Source organism: Streptomyces sp. NPDC060049 (genome assembly GCF_042736715.1).
Lineage (GTDB): Bacteria > Actinomycetota > Actinomycetes > Streptomycetales > Streptomycetaceae > Streptomyces.
In genome coordinates this window covers 14,769-32,423 of record NZ_JBHWVV010000006.1, presented here as the reverse complement: position 1 = coordinate 32,423, position 17,655 = coordinate 14,769, and the positions used below count along the sequence as shown (strand labels likewise).

The following is a 17,655-nucleotide window of genomic DNA, read 5'->3' as shown; positions in this document are numbered from 1 at the left end:
GGGCCGCGGCCGCGGTGCCGGCGGACCCGGCGGATCTACTCGGGCGTGGCGTCGAGCGCGTGCGCCACGAGCGTCAGGAGCGACTCGACCACCGTGCCCCGGCTCCGCGCGTCCATGATCACCACGGGTACGCGGGCCGGTACGGTCAGCGCCTCCCGCACGTCCTCGGGCTCGTACGAGCGCGTGCCCTCGAAGTGGTTGACGGCGACCGCGTACGGCAGCCCGCAGCTCTCGAAGTAGTCCAGGGCCGGGAAGCAGTCGCGCAGCCGGCGGGTGTCGGCGAGCACGATCCCGCCGATGGCACCGCGCACCAAGTCGTCCCACATGAACCAGAAGCGCTCCTGGCCGGGCGTCCCGTACACGTAGAGGACGAGGTCGTCGTCGAGCGTGACCCGTCCGAAGTCCATGGCCACGGTGGTGGTGTGCTTGTCCGGGGTGGAGGTCAGGTCGTCGGTGGGCACGCTGGCCTCGGTCATCAGCGCCTCGGTGCGCAACGGCGCGATCTCCGAGACGGAGCCGACGAAGGTGGTCTTGCCGACGCCGAAGCCGCCCGCCACCAGCACCTTGACGGCCACGGGCGCGCGCGAGCGGTCGTACTGCCAGCGCTGTACGGGCTCGGCGGCCGCGGCGGGATTGCCGCCGTCGGCGCCGGGGAGGATTTCGGTACCGGTTTCAGAGACGGCGGAGCCCACTGAGCACCCTTTCGAGCAGCGCGCGGTCGGGCCGGCCGGGGCCGTGCCCGGTCCCGTAGACGCGGATCCTTCCCTGGTCGGCGAGGTCACTGACCAGGACGCGGACCACGCCGAGCGGCAGCTTCAGCAGGGCGGCGATCTCGGCGATCGTGCGCATGTGGCGGCAGACCTCGACGATCGCCGGCATCTCCGGCATCCGGTCCGGCTTCTGCGGCTCGGACGCCCGGGACTCCAGGGCGGCGACGAAGGTCTCGACGTGCAGGACCTGGGTGAAGCGTGTGCGGCCGCCCGTCAGGGAGTACGGGCGTACGCGGGCGGGACGGCGGTCGGCGCCGCGTATCGGCAGCCGGTCGGAAGCCGGACTCCTCACGGGGTGTTCTCCATCGACTGGCGCAGTTCACTGCGGACTTCGGGGGTCAGGACGTGGCCGGCGCGGCCCACGAACAGGGCCATGTGGTAGGCGACGACACTCATGTCGCACTCCGGCGTGGCGTGCACTCCGAGGAGCGAGCCGTCACTGATGGACATGACGAAGACGGAGCCGTTCTCCATGGCCACCATCGTCTGCTTGACCGCGCCGCCGTCCATCAGGGCGGCCGCGCCCGTGGTCAGCGAGCCGAGGCCGGAGACGATGGTGGCGAGGTCGGCGGAGGCGCCGCGCGGGCCCCTGGGACGGGCGGTGCCCGGCGTGTCGGGGGCCACCGGGTCGGAGGAGAGCAGCAGGAGCCCGTCCGAGGACACGACGGCCACGGAGTTGACCCCGGGCACCTCCTCGACGAGGTCGGTCAGCAGCCACTGAAGGTTGCGGGCCTGGGTGCTCGGTCCGTACGTACTGGGCGCGGTCATGTGCGTGCCTCCTGTGCGGTGTCCCCCCGGTCGGTCTGCCCCCGGTCATGCCCCTGGTCGTGCCCTTGGTCGTGCCCTTGGTCCTGCGCGAGCTCCGCCTCGACGACGCGTCGGCCGTCCTGGGCGCCCCGGTGGAACCCGCCGAGGCGTCGGCGCAGCTCCTCGGCGTCCACGCGGCGCGGCTCGGGCGGTACGTCGTCTTCCCGGCCGGCGGCCACCACGCGGGGGGTCCGCTTGGGGAGGCCCTTGTCGGTGACCTCCTCGTCGGGCTCCGCGACGGGTACCGCGGGCGGGGCCTGCTCGGTGAACTGCTGCTCGGCGGACACGTGAGCCTGCGGCGGGACCCGGAACACCTGCTCGGCGGGGACCTCCGCGGGGGCCGCCGCGCGGAACACCTGCTCGGCGGGCGGCAACGGGACGGCCGGGGGCGCGAACGCCGCCGGCGCGGGCTCCGGGACCACCCTGGCCAGCAGCTCCGCGGCCGGCTCGGGGGCCGGCTCGGGCTCCGCGGCCGGCTCCGGCTCGGGGAACGGCTCCGGCTCGGGGAACGGCTCCCGCTCGGGGAACGGCTCCCGCTCGGGGAACGGCTCCCGCTCGGAGAACGGCTCCTGCTCGGGGGCCGGCTCCGGGTCGACGGCCGACTCCGGGTCCGGTGCGGCGGCGGGAGCGGCAAGGCCCCGGAGCCGCGAGGGAAGCGTGTTCTCGTTGGCCTCCGCGATCACCCCGGGCAGGTGCAGCGCGGGCGCGCCCGGCGCGCCCAGGGTGTGCACCGGCGAGGCCGGCGCGGTGGCGGGCAGCAGCGCCGCCGGTACGACGACCAGGGCCTCCGTACCGCCGTGCCGCGTGGTGCGCAGTTCCGCGCTCACGCGGTGCCTGGCCGCGAGCCGGCCGGCCACGTACAGGCCGAGGCCCAGGCCGTGTTCCGACTCGTGCTCCTCGTCGTACGCCTCCGGCGATGCCAGCCGCTCGTTGAGCGTGGCCAGCCGGTCCCCGGTGACACCGATGCCCTCGTCCACGACGGACAGCACCACGTCGCCGGAGTCCAGCAGCCGGCCCGACACCTTCACCTTGGCGTCCGGCGGCGAGAAGGTCGTCGCGTTCTCCAGCAGCTCCGCGAGCACGTGCGAGATGTCGTCGGCGGCGTGCCCGGCGACCTGCGTGAACGGGGGCAGCGCCCCGAGGTCGACGCGCTCGTAGCGTTCGATCTCGCTGACCGCCGCCCGCATGACGTCGACGAGCGGCACCGGCCGGCCCTGTCCGTGGCCGTGCTCCTGGCCGGCGAGGACGAGCAGGTTCTCGTTGTGGCGGCGCATCACGGTCGCCAGGTGGTCGAGCTTGAAGAGGGTGGAGAGCCGGTCCGGGTCCGGTTCCTCGGACTCCAGCTCCTCGATGACGGCCAGTTGGCGCTCGACGAGGCCCAGGGTCCGCAGGGACAGCGACACGGACGTGGTCGACATGATGCGGCGGTGCTCCTCCAGCCCCGCGCGCAGCTGCGAGAGTTCGTCCTCCAGTGCCTCCCGGCCCGTGGTGAGCGCCTCGTTGCGGCCGATGATGCGGCGCCGGTCGGCGTCGAGCCCGGCGATCCGGGTGTGCAGGGAGACCGTCTGGTCCCGTACCGCGTTGAGGTTGCGCACGACCTCGGCGAACTCGTCGTTGCGGCCGGTGAACCGGACCGGTTCCACCGAGCCCTCCGGGGTCGCCAGCCTCGCCGCGCCGCGCCGCAGGACGGACAGCGGGCGCGTCAGCGAGCGGGCGATGGCGGTGGAGACGCCGATGGTGACCAGGAACAGCACGCCGAGGAAGGCCAGCAGGGTCTCCAGCGCGGTGACGTCGTCGTCCCGGAGCGCGGCGAGCGCGGTGGCGCGCTGTCCGGCGAGGGTCGCCTCGACCGAGCGCATCCGGTCGACACGGGCGGTCAGGGCCGATCCGACGGTACCGGGGTCGAGTTTGCGGTCGGCGCTGGAGAGGGTCGGCCGGTCGGTGAGCCGCTTGAGGTATTCGTCGGCGGTCTTGACCTCGGGCCCGGTGACGGTGGCGGCGAGGGTCTGGCGTACGTCGGGTCGCGCGGCCCGCGCGAAGTCGTCGAGGGCGCCCAGCTCCCGCACGCGTGCCCGCTGGGCGGCGCCGGTGAGCTCGTCGACTGCGCCGGAGCCGGGGGGCTGCTCGCCGCGGGGGACGGCCAGCGCGGCGAGCAGCAGTCCGCGGGTGGCGGAGGCCTGTTCCACGGCCTGGCCGAGGGGCGCCAGCGGGCGGGTGGTGACGAGGGCGTCCCCGGCGCGCGGCGGGGTCAATTCGGCGAGCCGGCGGCCCGGGGCGAGGACTTCGGCGATGACGCCGGAGTAGGACTGGTGGGCGGCCAGCGGGCTGCCCTTGCCTTCGAGGGCCTCGGTGCGCACGGCCCGGATCCGGCCGAGGGCGCGGGCGAGCTGCTCGCCGGCGTCGGGCTGGACCTCTCCGAGCTGCCGGTCGGTGCCCGCCGTGCGCTCCTGGACGGCGGCTTGCGCGCCCTGGGGGCCGCCGGGCCTGCCCTTGGCCACGTACTCGATGACGGCGTCGCGCTCGTCGCCGAGCAGGTGGGCGAGGGTGAGGGTCTGGCGGCTCTGCTCGGCGAGCGTGACCAGGTGCTGGGAGTCCTTGAGGTCCGCCGAGGCGGAGAAGACGGCGGGCGATCCCGCCGCGAGGACGGCGAGCCCGGCCACGGCGACGCCGACGACCAGCCTGCTGCGCACGCGGACGCGGCGTCCGGCGGGGGCGGTCGCGGTGCCCGGAGCGCCGGTGGCTGGTCGGTCGGTTGCGGTGCCGTCGGGCGCGGTGCCGTCCGCGACGGTGCCGTTCTTCCGAGGCCGCTTCTTCTGCACCGGTGCTCGCAATCCTGTTTACGTGTGCTGCTCGTGCTATGTGGGCCGCTCGTGCTCGTCTGCTCGTGTGGCCGGGGTTGCGGCCGGTCAACGGGCGAACGCCCCTGCCCCCGGTCGTACCGCCGCTCCGTGCCGCCGTACCGCCTCAGACCATCGCAGTGAGTCGGGGAGAGAGCCGTACATCGCCCAGCCGGCCACACGAAGGAGTGAACAGTACGGAGGAGTTGGCGACCAACTCGGCGACCGGGTGTCAGGGCCTGGCCTTGGACGGGTGGTTGAAAGATCGATGTGGCTTTTGACAGGATGCCCGCCCACATACCGGCGGTCACCCCACGGGTCACAGAGTTTGACTATGCGCCCCACCCGTCCCATCCTCCCCCCATTGGTCCGTACTTTGTCCGGGCCGTCCCGCCGCCCGCGCACCCTCGCGGGCAGAATGCCCGTATGCGCATCGATCTCGCCTCGGCCCCGGGCAGCCCGGAACGCCCCAACGAGGACTGGCTGTCGGCCGCGGTGCCCGCGTCGGGCGGCGGGGTCCTGGTCGCCCTCGACGGGGTCACCCCGCCACCGGGCGACGTCGGCTGTGCGCACGGCGTGCCGTGGTTCACGGCCCGACTCGGTGGCCGATTGACCGAACTGTCCGGATCGCGGCGGGACATGCCGCTCGACCGCGTCCTGGCACGGGCCATCGGCGCCACCGCCGACGCCCATCGCGACACCTGTGACCTTTCTCACGTGCGGACTCCGCAGGCCACGGTGGTCGTGGTGCGGTGGGACGAGACCCACGTCGAACACCTGGTGCTCTCCGACTCCGTACTCCTCCTCCAGGCGCCCGGTGGCGAGGTGAGCGCGGTCCTCGACGACCGGCTGGACCTGATCCCGCGCGAGCGGCTGCGCACGGCGGCCTCGGCGGACCTGCTGCGCAACGCGGAGGGCGGCTTCTACACCGCCGCCGCGGACCCGGCGGTGGCGGCCCGCGCGGTGACCGGGCGCACGCCGCGGGCGCGGGTGCGGGCGGTGGCGGCGCTCACGGACGGGGCGAGCCGGTGGACGGACACGTTCGGGGAGGGCGACTGGGCCGCGTGCCTGGCGGTCCTGCGCGAGGAGGGCGCCCGGTCCCTGATCCGGCGCGTACGCACCCTGGAGACGGACCCGGACCGCCCGCGGTCGCGCGGAAAGCGGCACGACGACGCGTCGGCGGTGTACGCGGAGCTCTAGGCCGTCTCTTTCGGATCTCGGCCGTCTCTTCGCTACTACTCCGCGCTCGCGTTCAACTGGTTCAGCAGCCGGGCCAGTTCCGCCACTTCCCCGCGGTCCCAGTCCGCGAGCTTGCGCATGTACTGCTCGCGGCGGGCGCCCCGGACGCGCAGGAAGCGCTCCCGCCCCTCCTGCGTGAGACCGACCAGGAAGGCCCGGCCGTCCGCCGGGTCCGGCTCGCGGGCCACCAGGCCCAGTACCTCCAGGGCCCGCAGCTGCCGGCTCATCGTGGCCTTGCCGACCCCGAAGTACGCGGCGAGCTCGGTCGCCCGCTGCCGACCGGCGGCCTCCAGCCGTACGAGGAGTCCGTACGCGGCCGGTTCCAGCTCCGGGTGCAGGGCGCGCGCCATCTCCCCGGAGGAGGAGCGGGCGCGCCGGAGGAAGACGGACAGCTCCCGCTCCAGGGCAAGGAACTCCTGATCTTCGCTCCTGTGCACGTCCGCTCCTTCGGTGGTGGTGGGGCACCAGTATTTCGCAGCGGGTACGCCGCGGGCCCGGGGCCCCGCCGGAGCGGGATCCCGGGCCGTGGCCCCGGGCAAGGCGGCCGGGCCGGCGCGTGCGCCCGGCCCGCCCTCAGGCGGCGGCGGTCACGGGGACCGCGGCGGCGACGAGGGCCAGCTCCAGGACCTGGCGCACATCCGTCACGGGGTGCACTTCCAGCCCCTCCAGCACCTCGGCCGGGACGTCGTCCAGGTCCGCCTCGTTGCGCTTCGGGATGATGACGGTGGTCAGCCCGGCCCGGTGCGCGGCCAGCAGCTTCTGCTTGACCCCTCCGATCGGCAGTACCCGCCCGGTCAGCGAGACCTCTCCGGTCATCGCCACGTCGGTGCGGACCTGCCGCCCGGACAGGAGCGAGGCCAGCGCCGTCGTCATCGTGATGCCCGCGCTCGGGCCGTCCTTCGGCACCGCGCCCGCCGGGAAGTGGATGTGAACGCCCCGGTCCTTCAGGTCGGCGACCGGCAGCTCCAGTTCGGCCCCGTGCGAGCGCAGGAAGCTGAGCGCGATCTGCGCCGACTCCTTCATCACGTCGCCGAGCTGGCCGGTCAGCGTCAGCCCGGCCGCGCCCGTCTCGGGATCGGCGAGGGAGGCCTCGACGAACAGGACGTCGCCCCCGGCCCCGGTCACCGCCAGACCGGTGGCCACGCCGGGCACGGCGGTGCGCCGCTCGGACGGGTCCTGCGCGGACTCCGGTACGTGGTGCGGCCGGCCGATGAGCGCCCGCAGCTCCCCGGCGCCGATCCGGTACGGCAGCTCGCGCTCCCCCAGCTCGTGCTGGGAGGCCACCTTGCGCAGCAGTCGGGCGATGGACCGCTCCAGGGTGCGCACGCCCGCCTCGCGGGTGTACTCCCCCGCCAGCTTGCGCAGGGCGTCCTCCTCCAGGACCACTTCCTCCGCGCCCAGGCCGGCGCGCTCCAGTTGCCGCGGCAGCAGGTGGTCGCGGGCGATGACGACCTTCTCGTCCTCGGTGTAGCCGTCGAGGCGCACCAGCTCCATGCGGTCGGCGAGTGCCTCGGGGATGGCCTCCAGCACGTTCGCCGTGGCCAGGAACACCACGTCGCTCAAGTCCAGCTCCACTTCCAGGTAGTGGTCCCGGAAGGTGTGGTTCTGGGCCGGGTCGAGGACCTCCAGCAGCGCCGCCGCCGGATCCCCCCGGAAGTCGGAGCCGACCTTGTCGATCTCGTCGAGCAGGACGACCGGGTTCATGGAACCGGCTTCCTTGATCGCCCGTACGATCCGGCCGGGCAGCGCGCCCACGTACGTGCGCCGGTGCCCGCGGATCTCGGCCTCGTCGCGGACGCCGCCCAGGGCCACGCGGACGAACTTGCGCCCCATGGCGTGCGCGACGGACTCCCCGAGGGAGGTCTTGCCCACGCCGGGCGGGCCCACGAGCGCGAGCACGGCCCCGCCCCTGCGCCCGCCGACGACGCCCATCCCCCGCTCGGAGCGGCGCTTTCGGACCGCCAGGTACTCGGTGATCCGGTCCTTCACGTCGCTCAGTCCGGCGTGCTCCGCGTCCAGTACGGCCCGGGCGCCCCGGATGTCGTACGCGTCCTCGGTCCGCTCGTTCCAGGGCAGTTCGAGGACGGTGTCCAGCCAGGTGCGGATCCAGGACCCCTCGGGGGACTGGTCGCTGGAGCGCTCGAGCTTGTCGACTTCCTTGAGCGCGGCCTCCCGTACGTTCTCGGGCAGGTCGGCGGCCTCGACCCGGGCCCGGTAGTCGTCGGACTCCTCCCCCTCCTTCTCCCCGCCCAGCTCGCGCAGTTCCTTGCGCACGGCCTCCAACTGCCGCCTCAGCAGGAACTCCCGCTGCTGCTTGTCGACGCCGTCCTGGACGTCCTTGGCGATGGACTCGGCCACGTCCTGCTCGGCAAGGTGCTCGCTGAGCGCCTTCACCGCGAGCTTCAGCCGGACCACGGGGTCCGCGGTCTCCAGCAGTTCGACCTTCTGCGCCACGCTCAGGAAGGGCGAGTACCCGGAGTTGTCCGCGAGGGCGCCCACCCCCTCGATCTGCTGCACCCGGTCCACGACCTGCCAGGCTCCGCGCTTCTTGAGCCAGCTCGTGGCGAGCGCCTTGTACTCCTTGACGAGCTCGGAGACCGCGCCGGGCAGCGGATCCGGGACGGCCTCGTCCACGGTCTCCCCCTCGACCCAGAGGGCGGCCCCCGGCCCGGTGGTCCCGGCCCCGATGCGGACCCGGCCGCGTCCCCGGATCAGGGCCCCCGGATCCCCGTCCGAGAGCCGTCCCACCTGCTCGACGGTCCCCAGCACCCCGGTCCCGGCGTACTTCCCGTCGACCCGTGGCACGAGCAGCACCTGCGGCTTCCCGGTCGCGGCGGCGGCTTGCGCGGCCTCGACGGCTCCTCGCACCTCGGCGTCGGACAGGTCCAGCGGAACGACCATCCCTGGCAGCACGACCTCGTCATCGAGCGGCAGCACGGGCAGGGTGAGCGTTACGGACGTCGAAGCCATGATCTTCCCTCCGGCAGTGAAGTTGAGCTATGCCGACTCAATGCACGTGCGCGCCCCAATGTTCCCCAACCGCCGTTCGCCCGGGGCGAACAGCCTCCCGAGGGTCGTACGGCCGATCGTGCGCCGAGTGCCGGCGGCCCCCTCGGCCGGGGCGGCCGCCGGCTCCCTCCGCCCTCACGGACCCCCGGGGCGAAGCCGCCGCCGCCGGCCCGTGGCGGGGACCGTCACCGCGCCCGGAAGCCTGCCCCTCGCCCCCTTCGCCCGGGGAACCGCACCGACCCGCCCGACCGGCTCCGCACGCGGGAGGGCGCGGACCGGAGGCGCGGACCCGGCGGCCACGGCCCGCTCCCCGGCGGCCGATTCCCGGCAATGTCCCAGTTCACGGGCCCCGGCGGGGCGTTGGTCCCGGGCCGGGCCTACGATCACCGCATGTATGTGGAGGGCATTGGGGTCAGTGAGCAGCGCGAATGGATCATCCGGAACTCGAAGGGCAGGAAGTTCGTTTACGACTCCGCCGCCGAGGCCTTCGGAGAGCTCGACGAGTACGGACCGGGCGCGACCGTGCTCACCCGCCGGGTGTGCCGGGGGATGTTCCGGACGAAGCCGGTAGAGGACTGGCAGGTCGTCGAGAGCTTCTAGCGCGGGGAGTTGGGGCGGCGGGATCCCGGGCCGGCTGCGCGGGGGCGGCTTCCCGGAATCCGGCCTCCGGGCTCCCGTGATCCCGCTTCGGGGATCCGGGGCGCGGCCGGAGCCCCGGCGCCGGCGAACCCGGCAGCGGCTCCCGACTCCCCGGAAGCCGATGACACCCCGAGGAGATCGCACACCGCGACCCTCCCGACCGGTGCGCACGAGGGGGCCGCGGGCACGCGCCCGCGGCCCGACTCGGGCCCCGCGAAGCCGGCGGAGCGGGGTTTTCCCGTAGGAGCCGGCCCGGGCGGACGTCCTAACTCCCCCTGACGACCGGCCGGTCCGGCGACGGCATGCCCCACTCGCTCCACGAGCCGTCGTAGACCGCGAGCTCCCGGTAGCCGGCCAGATCCGCGCCGAGCGCGAGGACGCAGGCGGTGACACCCGATCCGCAGCTGAAGTAGAGCCGCTCCCGGTCTCCCGCCACCGCCCCGAAGACCGTGCGGAGTTCGGCGGCGGGGAGCATCAGGCCGTCGGGGCCCTGGAGTTCACCGAAGGGGAGGCTGGCCGCGCCCGGCATGTGGCCGCCGCGCAGGCCCGGGCGGGGTTCGGGGGCGGTGCCGGCGAACCGCCCGCGGGTCCGGGCGTCGAGCACCGCGGCCGCCGGGTCGGCCAGGGCGGCCGAGACCGTGGCCGCGTCGACCAGCAGCCCGGCACGGGGCCGGGCGGTGAAGGTGCCGCGCGGGCCCCCGTACGCCGGCCCCTGCTCCTCGACCGGCTGCCCGGCGGCGAGCCACGCGGGCAGACCGCCGTCGAGGACGGCGGCTCGGTCGAAGCCCATGGCGCGCAGCATCCACCAGGCGCGGGCGCTGGAGTAGAGGCCTGCGCCGTCGTACGCGACGATGGTGCTGGTGTCGTCGACGCCCGAGGCCCGCATGGCTTCGGCGAAGTCGGCCGCGGCCGGCATGGTGTGCGGGGCCGCGGCGTCGTGGTCGGACAGCGCGCCGTCGAGGTCGAAGGGCCGTGCGCCGGGGATGCGGCGTCCCGCGTCACGGTGGGCGCCGACGGAGGCGTCGAAGACGACCAGCCCGGGCGCGGTGAGGCGCTCGGCCAGCCAGTCGACGTCGACGAGCGGCCCGGGCGGCGTGAGCGAACGGGAACGAGCTGCGGCCATACGGCACCTCCGGCACAGGTCCACGGGCCCGACCGGCCCCCCACCCCATCCTCCTACGCCCGCACCCGCCCCTGAGCCCCGCCCCTTCCCGGCCCGGGCCCGGAGCCCGCGGCCGGGCAGGATCCGAAAGAGGCCGGCCTGGTTCCGCGCGGCCCACCGCCGCCCTCCTCTTCCACCGGTGCCTACGGACAGTCCCCCGGGCGGGCGAAGACGGCCACGCGGGCGCCGCGCAGGGCGGTCACCGAGCACAGGTCGAAGGAGGAGGCCAGTGTCTGCCGCTTCACCGCCTCCGCCGGGTAGCCGTCCAGCGGCTGGCCGACGGGGTCCAGCAGGGCCACCACCCGGTCCACGCCCGGGTCGAGCAGGGCCTCGCGGACCTCCTCCGGTCCGCGCTCGACGCCTTGGAGACTCCGCGAAGCCTCCGGGGTCCGGGTCAGGGCGATGTCGCGCAGGGACGCGTAGAGCTCCGGCGAGGACAGGAGCCATTCGCGCCGCCGCGCGGGGAGGAACAGCACCGCGTCGCCCGGCCGCGTGCGCTCGCGGACGGCCGCGGCCACGGCGAGGACGTCGTCCTTGCGGCTCTCCGGCGTGCGCAGCCACGCGGACCAGAGGCCGACGGGGACGAGGAGGGCCGCGATCAGCAGCCACGGCCACCACCCCCGGGCGCCCGCCAGCCGGATCCCCGCGAGGAGCGCGAGGCCCGCGAGCGCGTAGAGGACGTACCGGTCGACGTACCAGGGGTGCACCAGTGACAGCGTCAGCAGCAGCCCGGGCGGCAGCAGGGCCAGCGGCAGGGCCACCCGTACGGGTTCCCGCGCGGCCCCCCGGGAGAGGAGCAGCGCGGCGGCCGCGAGGACGCCGTACGCCGCCCAGTCCTGCCAGCCCGGCCGCCCGAGCCAGCCCAGCTGCTGCTGCGCCTGCCGCGCGCTGACCAGGGCGAGCGGGAGCAGGGCGACCGCCACCGCCCCGGCGGCTAGCCGCCAGCCGCGCGAGCGCCACGCGGTGAACGCGTGCGCGGGCAGCGCCAGCACGGCGAACTCGTGCAGCCAGCAGCCCACCACGAGCACGACGGCGTAGGCGGCCCACCGCCGGCGCAGCATCAGGTACGTCGCCCAGATCACGGCCGCGGACACGAGGGCGTACGAGCGCCCCTCCTGCGCGTACATCTGCACGGGCGGCAGGACGGCGTAGGCGAGCCCGGCGAACAAGGCGGCCCGCCCGGCCCGGCCGCCTCGCCCGTCCCGGCCCGCCCACCGCGCCGCCCGAGCGCGCACCCCGGCCCGCTCGCCCACCCCGCCGCGGTCGCTCCCGCCGGCCCCGTCGGTCCGTCTGACCCCCTCGGTCCCGCCGGCCCGCCCCGCCCCGTCGGTCCGCCCCGCCCCGTCGGTCCGCCCGGCCGCGCCCGTGTCCTGCGCCGTCAGGCGGTGTGCGATCGCGGCCACGCCGGCCGAGGCGAGGGCGGTCGCGGCCACCGACGGGAGGCGCAGTGGCCACAGGGCGGCGGTGTCGGAACCGGTGCCCGACAGTGCGAAGACGGCGTGCATCAGCAGGTAGTACAGGCCGTGCACGGCGTCGACCTGGCCGAGGAGTTCCCAGAGGCCGCCGAGCGGCCGGTGCGCGACCTGCCAGGTGACGGACTCGTCGCGCCACATGGAGCCGCCGCGCGAGAGGCCCCAGAGACCGAGTACGACGGCGGTGAGCGGCGGCAGCCAGCGCCAAGGGGCGAAGCGGCTGATGTCGGCCTCCGGGTGCTATCCGTGCGGGTGGTGCTGACTCCATACTCGGGGTTCGAGCCGGAATACCTGCGGGGGTGGGGCATGCGAGGGCGTGGATGGCGAGTGGGCTTGGCGGCGGCGACCCTGGCGGCGGCCGTGGCCGCGGGCGGATGCGCGTCCGACGGTGGCGGGGAGCCGGAGAACGGGGCCTCCCCGGCGCCGGGCGCGAGCGGCGCCTCCCCGGATGCGCCGGCCACCGGCACGCCGGGTCCGGGGCCGAGCGCGACCGCGGACCCGGGCAACGGCGGCACCGGACCCGCGCCCGGTCCGTCCGCGTCCGCTCCCGCACCGAGCCCCTCGCCGCCCGCCTCCGAGGAGACCCTCGTGGCCGTCACCCGCAGCGGTGGCCTCACGGGGAAGAACAGCACGCTGGTCATCAAGAATGACGGATCGTTCCTGCGGCTCGACACCAAAGCCGCGGTGATCGGCACCGACAAGCTCTCGGCGCAGGCCCTCGCGAAGCTGCGGACCGCCCTCAAGGAGGCGGACTTCGCCCACCTGCCCCGGATCTCACTGCCCGACCAGCCCGTCGCGGACAGCTACACCTACGCCTTCCGGCACGACGGCCACGAGGTCGCCGCCGCCCAGACGAAGCTGCCCGAGCCCCTGGAGAGGGTCCTGAGCGCGCTCCCGCCCTTCAGCCCGAGCTGAGGGCTGTCCCGCGATCCCCGGCGGGCGGGACGGCCCCGGCCCCCAGTCCCGTCCCCGCCACCGTGATCTCCCGCAGTCGCCGGTCCAGGTACCCCGCCAGCAGGCCGGACATGTCCACGCCCTCCGGATCCAGGACCCACTGGATCTGGAACCCGTCCATCACCGCCAGCAGCTCCCGGCCGACGGCCTCGCAGTCCGTCCCGGGCCGGACCTCGCCGCGTGCCACACCCGCCCTCAGCAGACCGACGCTGTGGCCGAGCACCCGGGCGTAGCGCTGCCGGAAGTAGCCGTGCGCGGGGTGGCCGGGGTTCCCCGACTCCCCGACCAGCGTGTTGTACATGCGGACGAGGCCTGGCCGACGGGTGTTGTCGGCGGCGAGGGCGACGACCGCGGTGAAGTGCGCGGCGACCGAGGGGACCTCCTCGTCCGGCGCGGTGAAGAGCCGTTCCACGTCGTGCTGCTCGCTCTGCGCCAGGACCGACAGCAGCAGGTCCTCCTTGCCCCGGAAGTGGTGCAGCAGGCCGCCCTGTGTGATCCCGCAGTCGTGGGCGATCCGGGCCAGTGAGGAGGCGTGGAAGCCCCACTGCGCGAAGTGCTCGACGGCGGTGTCGAGGATCTTCCGGCGGCGTGCGTCGCCGACCGCGTAGCCGCCCCGGTTGCCGCGGCCGCCCGTCGCCTTCGGGGGCGTCCGCTCCTCGTCCTCTGCCATGGCGACCACCCTACGACCGGGAAGGTCCACGGGTCGCGGCGCCCGGCACGGGAGGCATGTCGGTCTCCCCTCTCACCCGGGATCCCGCCCGCGCGCCCGGCGCCTGCCCGGCACCCGCCCTCCGCAGCGGCCCGCTCCCCCGCCCCCGGACGGCGTGATCCACGTCACCGGACGAAAACCTAGTAGGTGCGCGGTTTTCGCGCCTACCGTGAGCCGCCAGGCCGGCGACGAGGCCGACCGCCCGCGCCCATCCCTCTCAGGAGCCCGGCCATGAAGACCTCCCCCGCCACGTCCGCCACCCCGCCGACACCCGCCCCCGCCTACCGGGACGCCTCCCTCCCCGTCGACCGGCGCGTCGAGGACCTGCTCTCCCGGATGACCCTGGAGGAGAAGGCCGGCCAGCTGTTCCACGCGATGCTGATGATGAATCCGGACGGCACCCCGCTCACCGAGACCGACGGCTCGATCCTCCCGTTCACCACGTCCGAGCTGATCGAGGGCCGCTCCCTCACGCACTTCAACCTCCTCGGCAGCTACGGCGCCCGCGAGATGGCCACCTGGCAGAACGCCATCCAGGAGATGGCCGCCGGCACCCGCCTCGGCATCCCGGTGACCCTGTCCACGGACCCCCGGCACTCCTTCACGGACAACGTCGGCGCCTCCTTCAACGCCGGCGCGTTCTCCGCCTGGCCGGAGGCCGTCGGCCTCGCCGCGATCGGCGACCCGGAGCTGGTCCGGGAGTTCGCCGACATCGTGCGCCGCGAGTACCTCTCCGTCGGCTTCCGCGTCGCCCTGCACCCGCAGATCGACCTGGCCACGGAGCCGCGCTGGGCGCGCCAGTCGGGCACCTTCGGTTCGGACGCGGAGCTGACGGGCGAGCTCGTACGGGCGTACGTACGCGGCCTGCAGGGCGAGGTGCTCGGCGCGGCCTCGGTCTCCGCGATGGTCAAGCACTTCCCGGGCGGCGGCCCCCAGAAGGACGGCGAGGACCCCCACTTCGCGCACGGCAAGGAGCAGGTCTACCCGGGCGGGATGCGCGAGCACCACCTGGAGCCGTTCAGGGCGGCCGTCGCGGCCGGCTGCGCGCAGATGATGCCGTACTACGGCCAGCCCATCGGCACCGACTGGGAAGAGGTCGGCTTCGGCTTCAACAAGGGCGTCGTCACGGGCCTGCTCCGCGAGGAGCTCGGCTTCCAGGGCGTCGTCTGCACCGACTGGGGCCTGCTCACGAACGCGACGATCTTCGGCGAGGAGCACCCGGCACGCGCCTGGGGCCTGGAGCACCTGAGCGTCGCCGAGCGCGCGGCCCGCTCGCTGGAGGCGGGCTCGGACCAGTTCGGCGGCGAGCAGTGCCCCGAGGTCGTCGTGGAGCTGGTCCGCTCGGGCCGGATCCCCGAGTCCCGCGTCGATCAGTCCGTGCGCCGGCTGCTGCGCGAGAAGTTCGTCCTCGGCCTCTTCGAGGACCCGTACGTGGACCCGGACGCGGCGGCGCGGACGGTGGGCCGGGCCGACTTCGCCGCGGCGGGCGCCGCCGCCCAGCGGCGCTCCCTGACGGTGCTCACCAACACCGGGCACTTCCTGCCCCTGTCCGGCAGGCCGAAGCTGTACGTCAAGGACGTGGACGGGGCGGTCGCCGCCGCGTACGGGGACGTCGTGTCCGACCCGGCGGAGGCGGACCTCGCGGTGCTGCGGCTGCGCACCCCGCACGAGCCGCGCGCCAACGTCTTCGAGTCCTTCTTCCACTCGGGTTCGCTGGCCTTCCCCGAGCCGGAGCTCACGGGGATCCTCGCCCTCCTGGAGGCCGTCCCCACCCTGGTCTGCATCAACCTGGAGCGGGCCGCGGTGATCCCGGAGATTGCCGAGCGGGCGGCCGCGCTGATCGCGGACTACGGGGCGTCGGACGCCGCCCTGCTGGACGTGGCCTTCGGCCGGGCCGCGGCCGAGGGACGGCTGCCGTTCGAGCTCCCGCGCTCGATGGCGGCAGTGGCGGCCTCCCGCCCGGACGTCCCGAACGACACCGTCGATCCGGTGTTCCCGCACGGGCACGGCCTCGTGCTCTGACCCTCCGGGGCCCTCCCCGCCGTGTCCTCCACCGTTCCCAGGGCGCCGCCCCGCCCCCGAAGGCGCGCCCGGCGGGCACGGAGGGCACGGCGCTGTGGCGGAAAGCTCACATCCGGAACCCGTCATAGCCGCAGGCCGACGGCTCCTCTACGCTGCACCCCTACCACGCGGGATCTTCAGGGGCGGGACATGGAACAGACGCACACCACCACCCACAACGGCGCCGCGGCCACCCCCGGCGCACAGCGCCGGGTGCTCGTCGTCGAGGACGACCACACCATCGCCGAGGCGATCGCGGCCCGGCTGCGCGCCGAGGGCTTCCAGGTGCAGACGGCCGCCGACGGCCCTGCCGCCGTCGCGGCCGCCGAGAGCTGGCTTCCGGAGCTGCTGGTACTGGACGTCATGCTGCCCGGCTTCGACGGCCTGGAGGTCTGCCGGCGGGTCCAGGCCCAGCGGCCGGTCCCGGTGCTGATGCTCACCGCCCGGGACGACGAGACCGACATGCTCGTCGGCCTCGGGGTCGGCGCCGACGACTACATGACGAAGCCCTTCTCGATGCGCGAGCTGGCCGCGCGGGTCCACGTGCTCCTGCGCCGGGTGGAGCGGGCCACGCTGGCCGCACACGCTCCGCGCGGAGCCACCCTGCGCCTGGGGGACCTGGAGATCGACCACGCGCAGCGCCGGGTCCGGGTGCACACCGAGGACGTGCACCTGACACCGACCGAGTTCGACCTCCTGGTGTGCCTGGCCGGGACGCCGCGGGCGGTGCTCTCCCGGGAGCAGCTCCTCGCCGAGGTGTGGGACTGGGCCGACGCGTCCGGGACCCGTACCGTCGACAGCCACATCAAGGCCCTGCGCCGGAAGATCGGCGCCGAGCGGATCCGTACGGTCCACGGCGTCGGGTACGCCCTGGAGACCCCGGCGCAGCCGTGAGCGGGTACCGGCCGCCGGGGCAGCGGCCTCCCGGGGGGCTGCGCCCCTTCTCGCCGTTCTCGATCAAGACGAAGCTGGGCACGCTCGTCGTGGTGTCGGTCTTCATCACCACGGGCCTGCTGATGGTGGCGATGCGCACCGCCACGGAGGTCCGCTTCATCACGGTGTTCTCGGTGATCGCCTCGATGCTGATCACCCAGTTCGTCGCGCACAGCCTGACGGCGCCGCTCGACGACATGACCACGGTGGCGAGGGCGATATCCCACGGGGACTACACGCGCCGGGTGCGCGGGGCGGGGCGCCGCGACGAGCTGGGCGACCTGGCCTCCACGATCAATCTGATGGCGGACGACCTGGAGGCGGTGGACCGGCACCGCAAGGAGCTCGTCGCGAACGTCTCGCACGAGCTGCGCACCCCGATCGCGGCACTGCGCGCGGTACTGGAGAACGTCGTGGACGGGGTCTCGGCCGCGGATCCGGAGACGATGCGGACGGCGCTGAAGCAGACCGAGCGGCTCGGGCGGCTCGTGGAGACGCTGCTGGACCTGTCCCGCGTCGACAACGGGGTGGTACCGCTGCGGGCCCGCCGCTTCGAGGTGTGGCCGTACCTGTCGGGGGTCCTGAAGGAGTCGGGGCTGGCGGCGGCCGGCCGGCCGGGGCTGACCTCCGGCTCCGGCGGGCACACCCGCAACGACGTCCACCTGCACCTGGACGTGTTCCCGCCGGAGCTGACCGCGTACGCGGACGCCGAGCGGCTGCACCAGGTGGTGGCGAACCTGATCGACAACGCGGTCAAGCACAGCCCGCCGCACGGCCGGGTCACCGTCCGGGCGCGGGCCGGCGACGCGCCCGGGAGTCTGGCCCTGGAAGTCCGCGACGAAGGCCCCGGAATCCCGGAGGAAGAACGCCACCGGGTCTTCGAGCGGTTCAACCGGGGCAGCGCGCGGGGCGGCGACGGCGGGACCGGTCTGGGCCTGGCGATCGCCCGGTGGGCGGTCGGGCTGCACGGCGGGCACATCGGAGTGGCCGAATCGTCACGGGGCTGCCGCATCCTCGTCACGCTTCCGGGCAGCTCGCAGGTGCCGGGTTGACGTAGGGTTCG

The 17,655-nt window shown here is 74.5% G+C and carries 15 protein-coding genes; 6 read left to right on the top strand and 9 right to left on the bottom strand.

Going from position 1 to position 17,655, the window contains the following annotated elements; all coding sequences use genetic code 11:
• Window positions 1–35: 35 nt before the first annotated feature.
• The 4 genes from ACFWBY_RS12685 to ACFWBY_RS12670 are packed head-to-tail and all read right to left on the bottom strand — an operon-like array spanning window position 36 to window position 4,396.
• Window positions 36–692 carry an ATP/GTP-binding protein gene (locus ACFWBY_RS12685; protein ID WP_385332749.1) on the bottom strand — a complete coding sequence of 219 codons (657 nt, stop codon included), beginning with the start codon at window positions 690–692 and terminating at the stop codon, window positions 36–38.
• Complete coding sequence (locus ACFWBY_RS12680; RefSeq protein ID WP_385332752.1) at window positions 673–1,062, bottom strand: DUF742 domain-containing protein; 390 nt, start codon at window positions 1,060–1,062, stop codon at window positions 673–675. Before ACFWBY_RS12680 ends, ACFWBY_RS12685 begins: the two co-directional genes overlap by 20 nt.
• On the bottom strand, window positions 1,059–1,538 hold the full coding sequence (locus ACFWBY_RS12675) for a roadblock/LC7 domain-containing protein (RefSeq protein WP_385332754.1): 480 nt from the start codon (window positions 1,536–1,538) through the stop codon (window positions 1,059–1,061). The genes ACFWBY_RS12680 and ACFWBY_RS12675 overlap by 4 nt, the downstream gene beginning before the upstream one ends.
• A complete protein-coding gene (locus ACFWBY_RS12670) occupies window positions 1,535–4,396 on the bottom strand; it encodes a nitrate- and nitrite sensing domain-containing protein (RefSeq protein WP_385332757.1) in 2,862 nt (953 codons plus the stop codon). The genes ACFWBY_RS12675 and ACFWBY_RS12670 overlap by 4 nt, the downstream gene beginning before the upstream one ends.
• A 444-nt stretch (window positions 4,397–4,840) precedes the next feature.
• On the opposite strand from ACFWBY_RS12670, the gene ACFWBY_RS12665 reads away from it, so the two are divergent.
• Window positions 4,841–5,614 (top strand): protein phosphatase 2C domain-containing protein, encoded by a 774-nt coding sequence (locus ACFWBY_RS12665; RefSeq protein ID WP_385332760.1) that lies wholly within the window; start codon window positions 4,841–4,843, stop codon window positions 5,612–5,614.
• Between the two features lie 35 nt (window positions 5,615–5,649).
• On the opposite strand, the gene ACFWBY_RS12660 is transcribed toward ACFWBY_RS12665, so the two are convergent.
• Window positions 5,650–6,090, bottom strand: a complete 441-nt coding sequence (locus tag ACFWBY_RS12660; protein WP_385332763.1) for a MarR family winged helix-turn-helix transcriptional regulator — start codon at window positions 6,088–6,090, stop codon at window positions 5,650–5,652.
• Window positions 6,091–6,226: 136 nt separating this feature from the next.
• Window positions 6,227–8,623 (bottom strand): endopeptidase La, encoded by a 2,397-nt coding sequence (gene lon, locus ACFWBY_RS12655; protein WP_385332765.1) that lies wholly within the window; start codon window positions 8,621–8,623, stop codon window positions 6,227–6,229.
• A 429-nt stretch (window positions 8,624–9,052) separates the two neighbouring features.
• On the opposite strand from lon, the gene ACFWBY_RS12650 reads away from it, so the two are divergent.
• Entirely contained in the window at window positions 9,053–9,262 is a 210-nt protein-coding gene (locus ACFWBY_RS12650; RefSeq protein ID WP_385409658.1) for a hypothetical protein, read from the top strand.
• A gap of 304 nt (window positions 9,263–9,566) precedes the next feature.
• Here the strand turns inward: ACFWBY_RS12650 and ACFWBY_RS12645 are convergent, their stop codons facing one another.
• Window positions 9,567–10,424, bottom strand: a complete 858-nt coding sequence (locus tag ACFWBY_RS12645; RefSeq protein WP_385332770.1) for a sulfurtransferase — start codon at window positions 10,422–10,424, stop codon at window positions 9,567–9,569.
• Between the two features lie 182 nt (window positions 10,425–10,606).
• Window positions 10,607–12,076, bottom strand: a complete 1,470-nt coding sequence (locus tag ACFWBY_RS12640) for a hypothetical protein (protein WP_385332773.1) — start codon at window positions 12,074–12,076, stop codon at window positions 10,607–10,609.
• Between the two features lie 192 nt (window positions 12,077–12,268).
• On the opposite strand from ACFWBY_RS12640, the gene ACFWBY_RS12635 reads away from it, so the two are divergent.
• Entirely contained in the window at window positions 12,269–12,850 is a 582-nt protein-coding gene (locus ACFWBY_RS12635) for a hypothetical protein (RefSeq protein ID WP_385332775.1), read from the top strand.
• Here ACFWBY_RS12635 and ACFWBY_RS12630 read toward each other — a convergent pair.
• Entirely contained in the window at window positions 12,837–13,559 is a 723-nt protein-coding gene (locus ACFWBY_RS12630) for a TetR/AcrR family transcriptional regulator (protein WP_385332778.1), read from the bottom strand. The genes ACFWBY_RS12635 and ACFWBY_RS12630 overlap by 14 nt on opposite strands.
• A 270-nt stretch (window positions 13,560–13,829) precedes the next feature.
• Between ACFWBY_RS12630 and ACFWBY_RS12625 the strand changes: the two genes are divergently transcribed.
• The 3 genes from ACFWBY_RS12625 (at window position 13,830) to ACFWBY_RS12615 (ending at window position 17,644) form a co-directional block, all read left to right on the top strand.
• The gene (locus ACFWBY_RS12625) at window positions 13,830–15,620 is read left to right on the top strand and encodes a glycoside hydrolase family 3 protein (RefSeq protein WP_385332780.1); all 1,791 of its coding nucleotides are present in this window, start codon (window positions 13,830–13,832) and stop codon (window positions 15,618–15,620) included.
• A gap of 189 nt (window positions 15,621–15,809) precedes the next feature.
• Entirely contained in the window at window positions 15,810–16,553 is a 744-nt protein-coding gene (locus ACFWBY_RS12620; RefSeq protein WP_330298546.1) for a response regulator transcription factor, read from the top strand.
• A complete protein-coding gene (locus ACFWBY_RS12615) occupies window positions 16,550–17,644 on the top strand; it encodes an ATP-binding protein (RefSeq protein WP_385332783.1) in 1,095 nt (364 codons plus the stop codon). Before ACFWBY_RS12620 ends, ACFWBY_RS12615 begins: the two co-directional genes overlap by 4 nt.
• Window positions 17,645–17,655 lie beyond the last annotated feature (11 nt).

What these genes read in the sequence shown, in the direction of transcription:
- ACFWBY_RS12675 (WP_385332754.1), bottom strand. Translation starts at nt 1,538, where the DNA reads ATGACCGCGCCCAGTACGTACGGACCGAGCACCCAGGCCCGCAACCTT.
- ACFWBY_RS12665 (WP_385332760.1), top strand. Translation starts at nt 4,841, where the DNA reads ATGCGCATCGATCTCGCCTCGGCCCCGGGCAGCCCGGAACGCCCCAAC.
- lon (WP_385332765.1), bottom strand. Translation starts at nt 8,623, where the DNA reads ATGGCTTCGACGTCCGTAACGCTCACCCTGCCCGTGCTGCCGCTCGAT.
- ACFWBY_RS12650 (WP_385409658.1), top strand. Translation starts at nt 9,053, where the DNA reads ATGTATGTGGAGGGCATTGGGGTCAGTGAGCAGCGCGAATGGATCATC.
- ACFWBY_RS12645 (WP_385332770.1), bottom strand. Translation starts at nt 10,424, where the DNA reads ATGGCCGCAGCTCGTTCCCGTTCGCTCACGCCGCCCGGGCCGCTCGTC.
- ACFWBY_RS12640 (WP_385332773.1), bottom strand. Translation starts at nt 12,076, where the DNA reads ATGTGGCGCGACGAGTCCGTCACCTGGCAGGTCGCGCACCGGCCGCTC.
- ACFWBY_RS12630 (WP_385332778.1), bottom strand. Translation starts at nt 13,559, where the DNA reads ATGGCAGAGGACGAGGAGCGGACGCCCCCGAAGGCGACGGGCGGCCGC.
- ACFWBY_RS12625 (WP_385332780.1), top strand. Translation starts at nt 13,830, where the DNA reads ATGAAGACCTCCCCCGCCACGTCCGCCACCCCGCCGACACCCGCCCCC.
- ACFWBY_RS12620 (WP_330298546.1), top strand. Translation starts at nt 15,810, where the DNA reads ATGGAACAGACGCACACCACCACCCACAACGGCGCCGCGGCCACCCCC.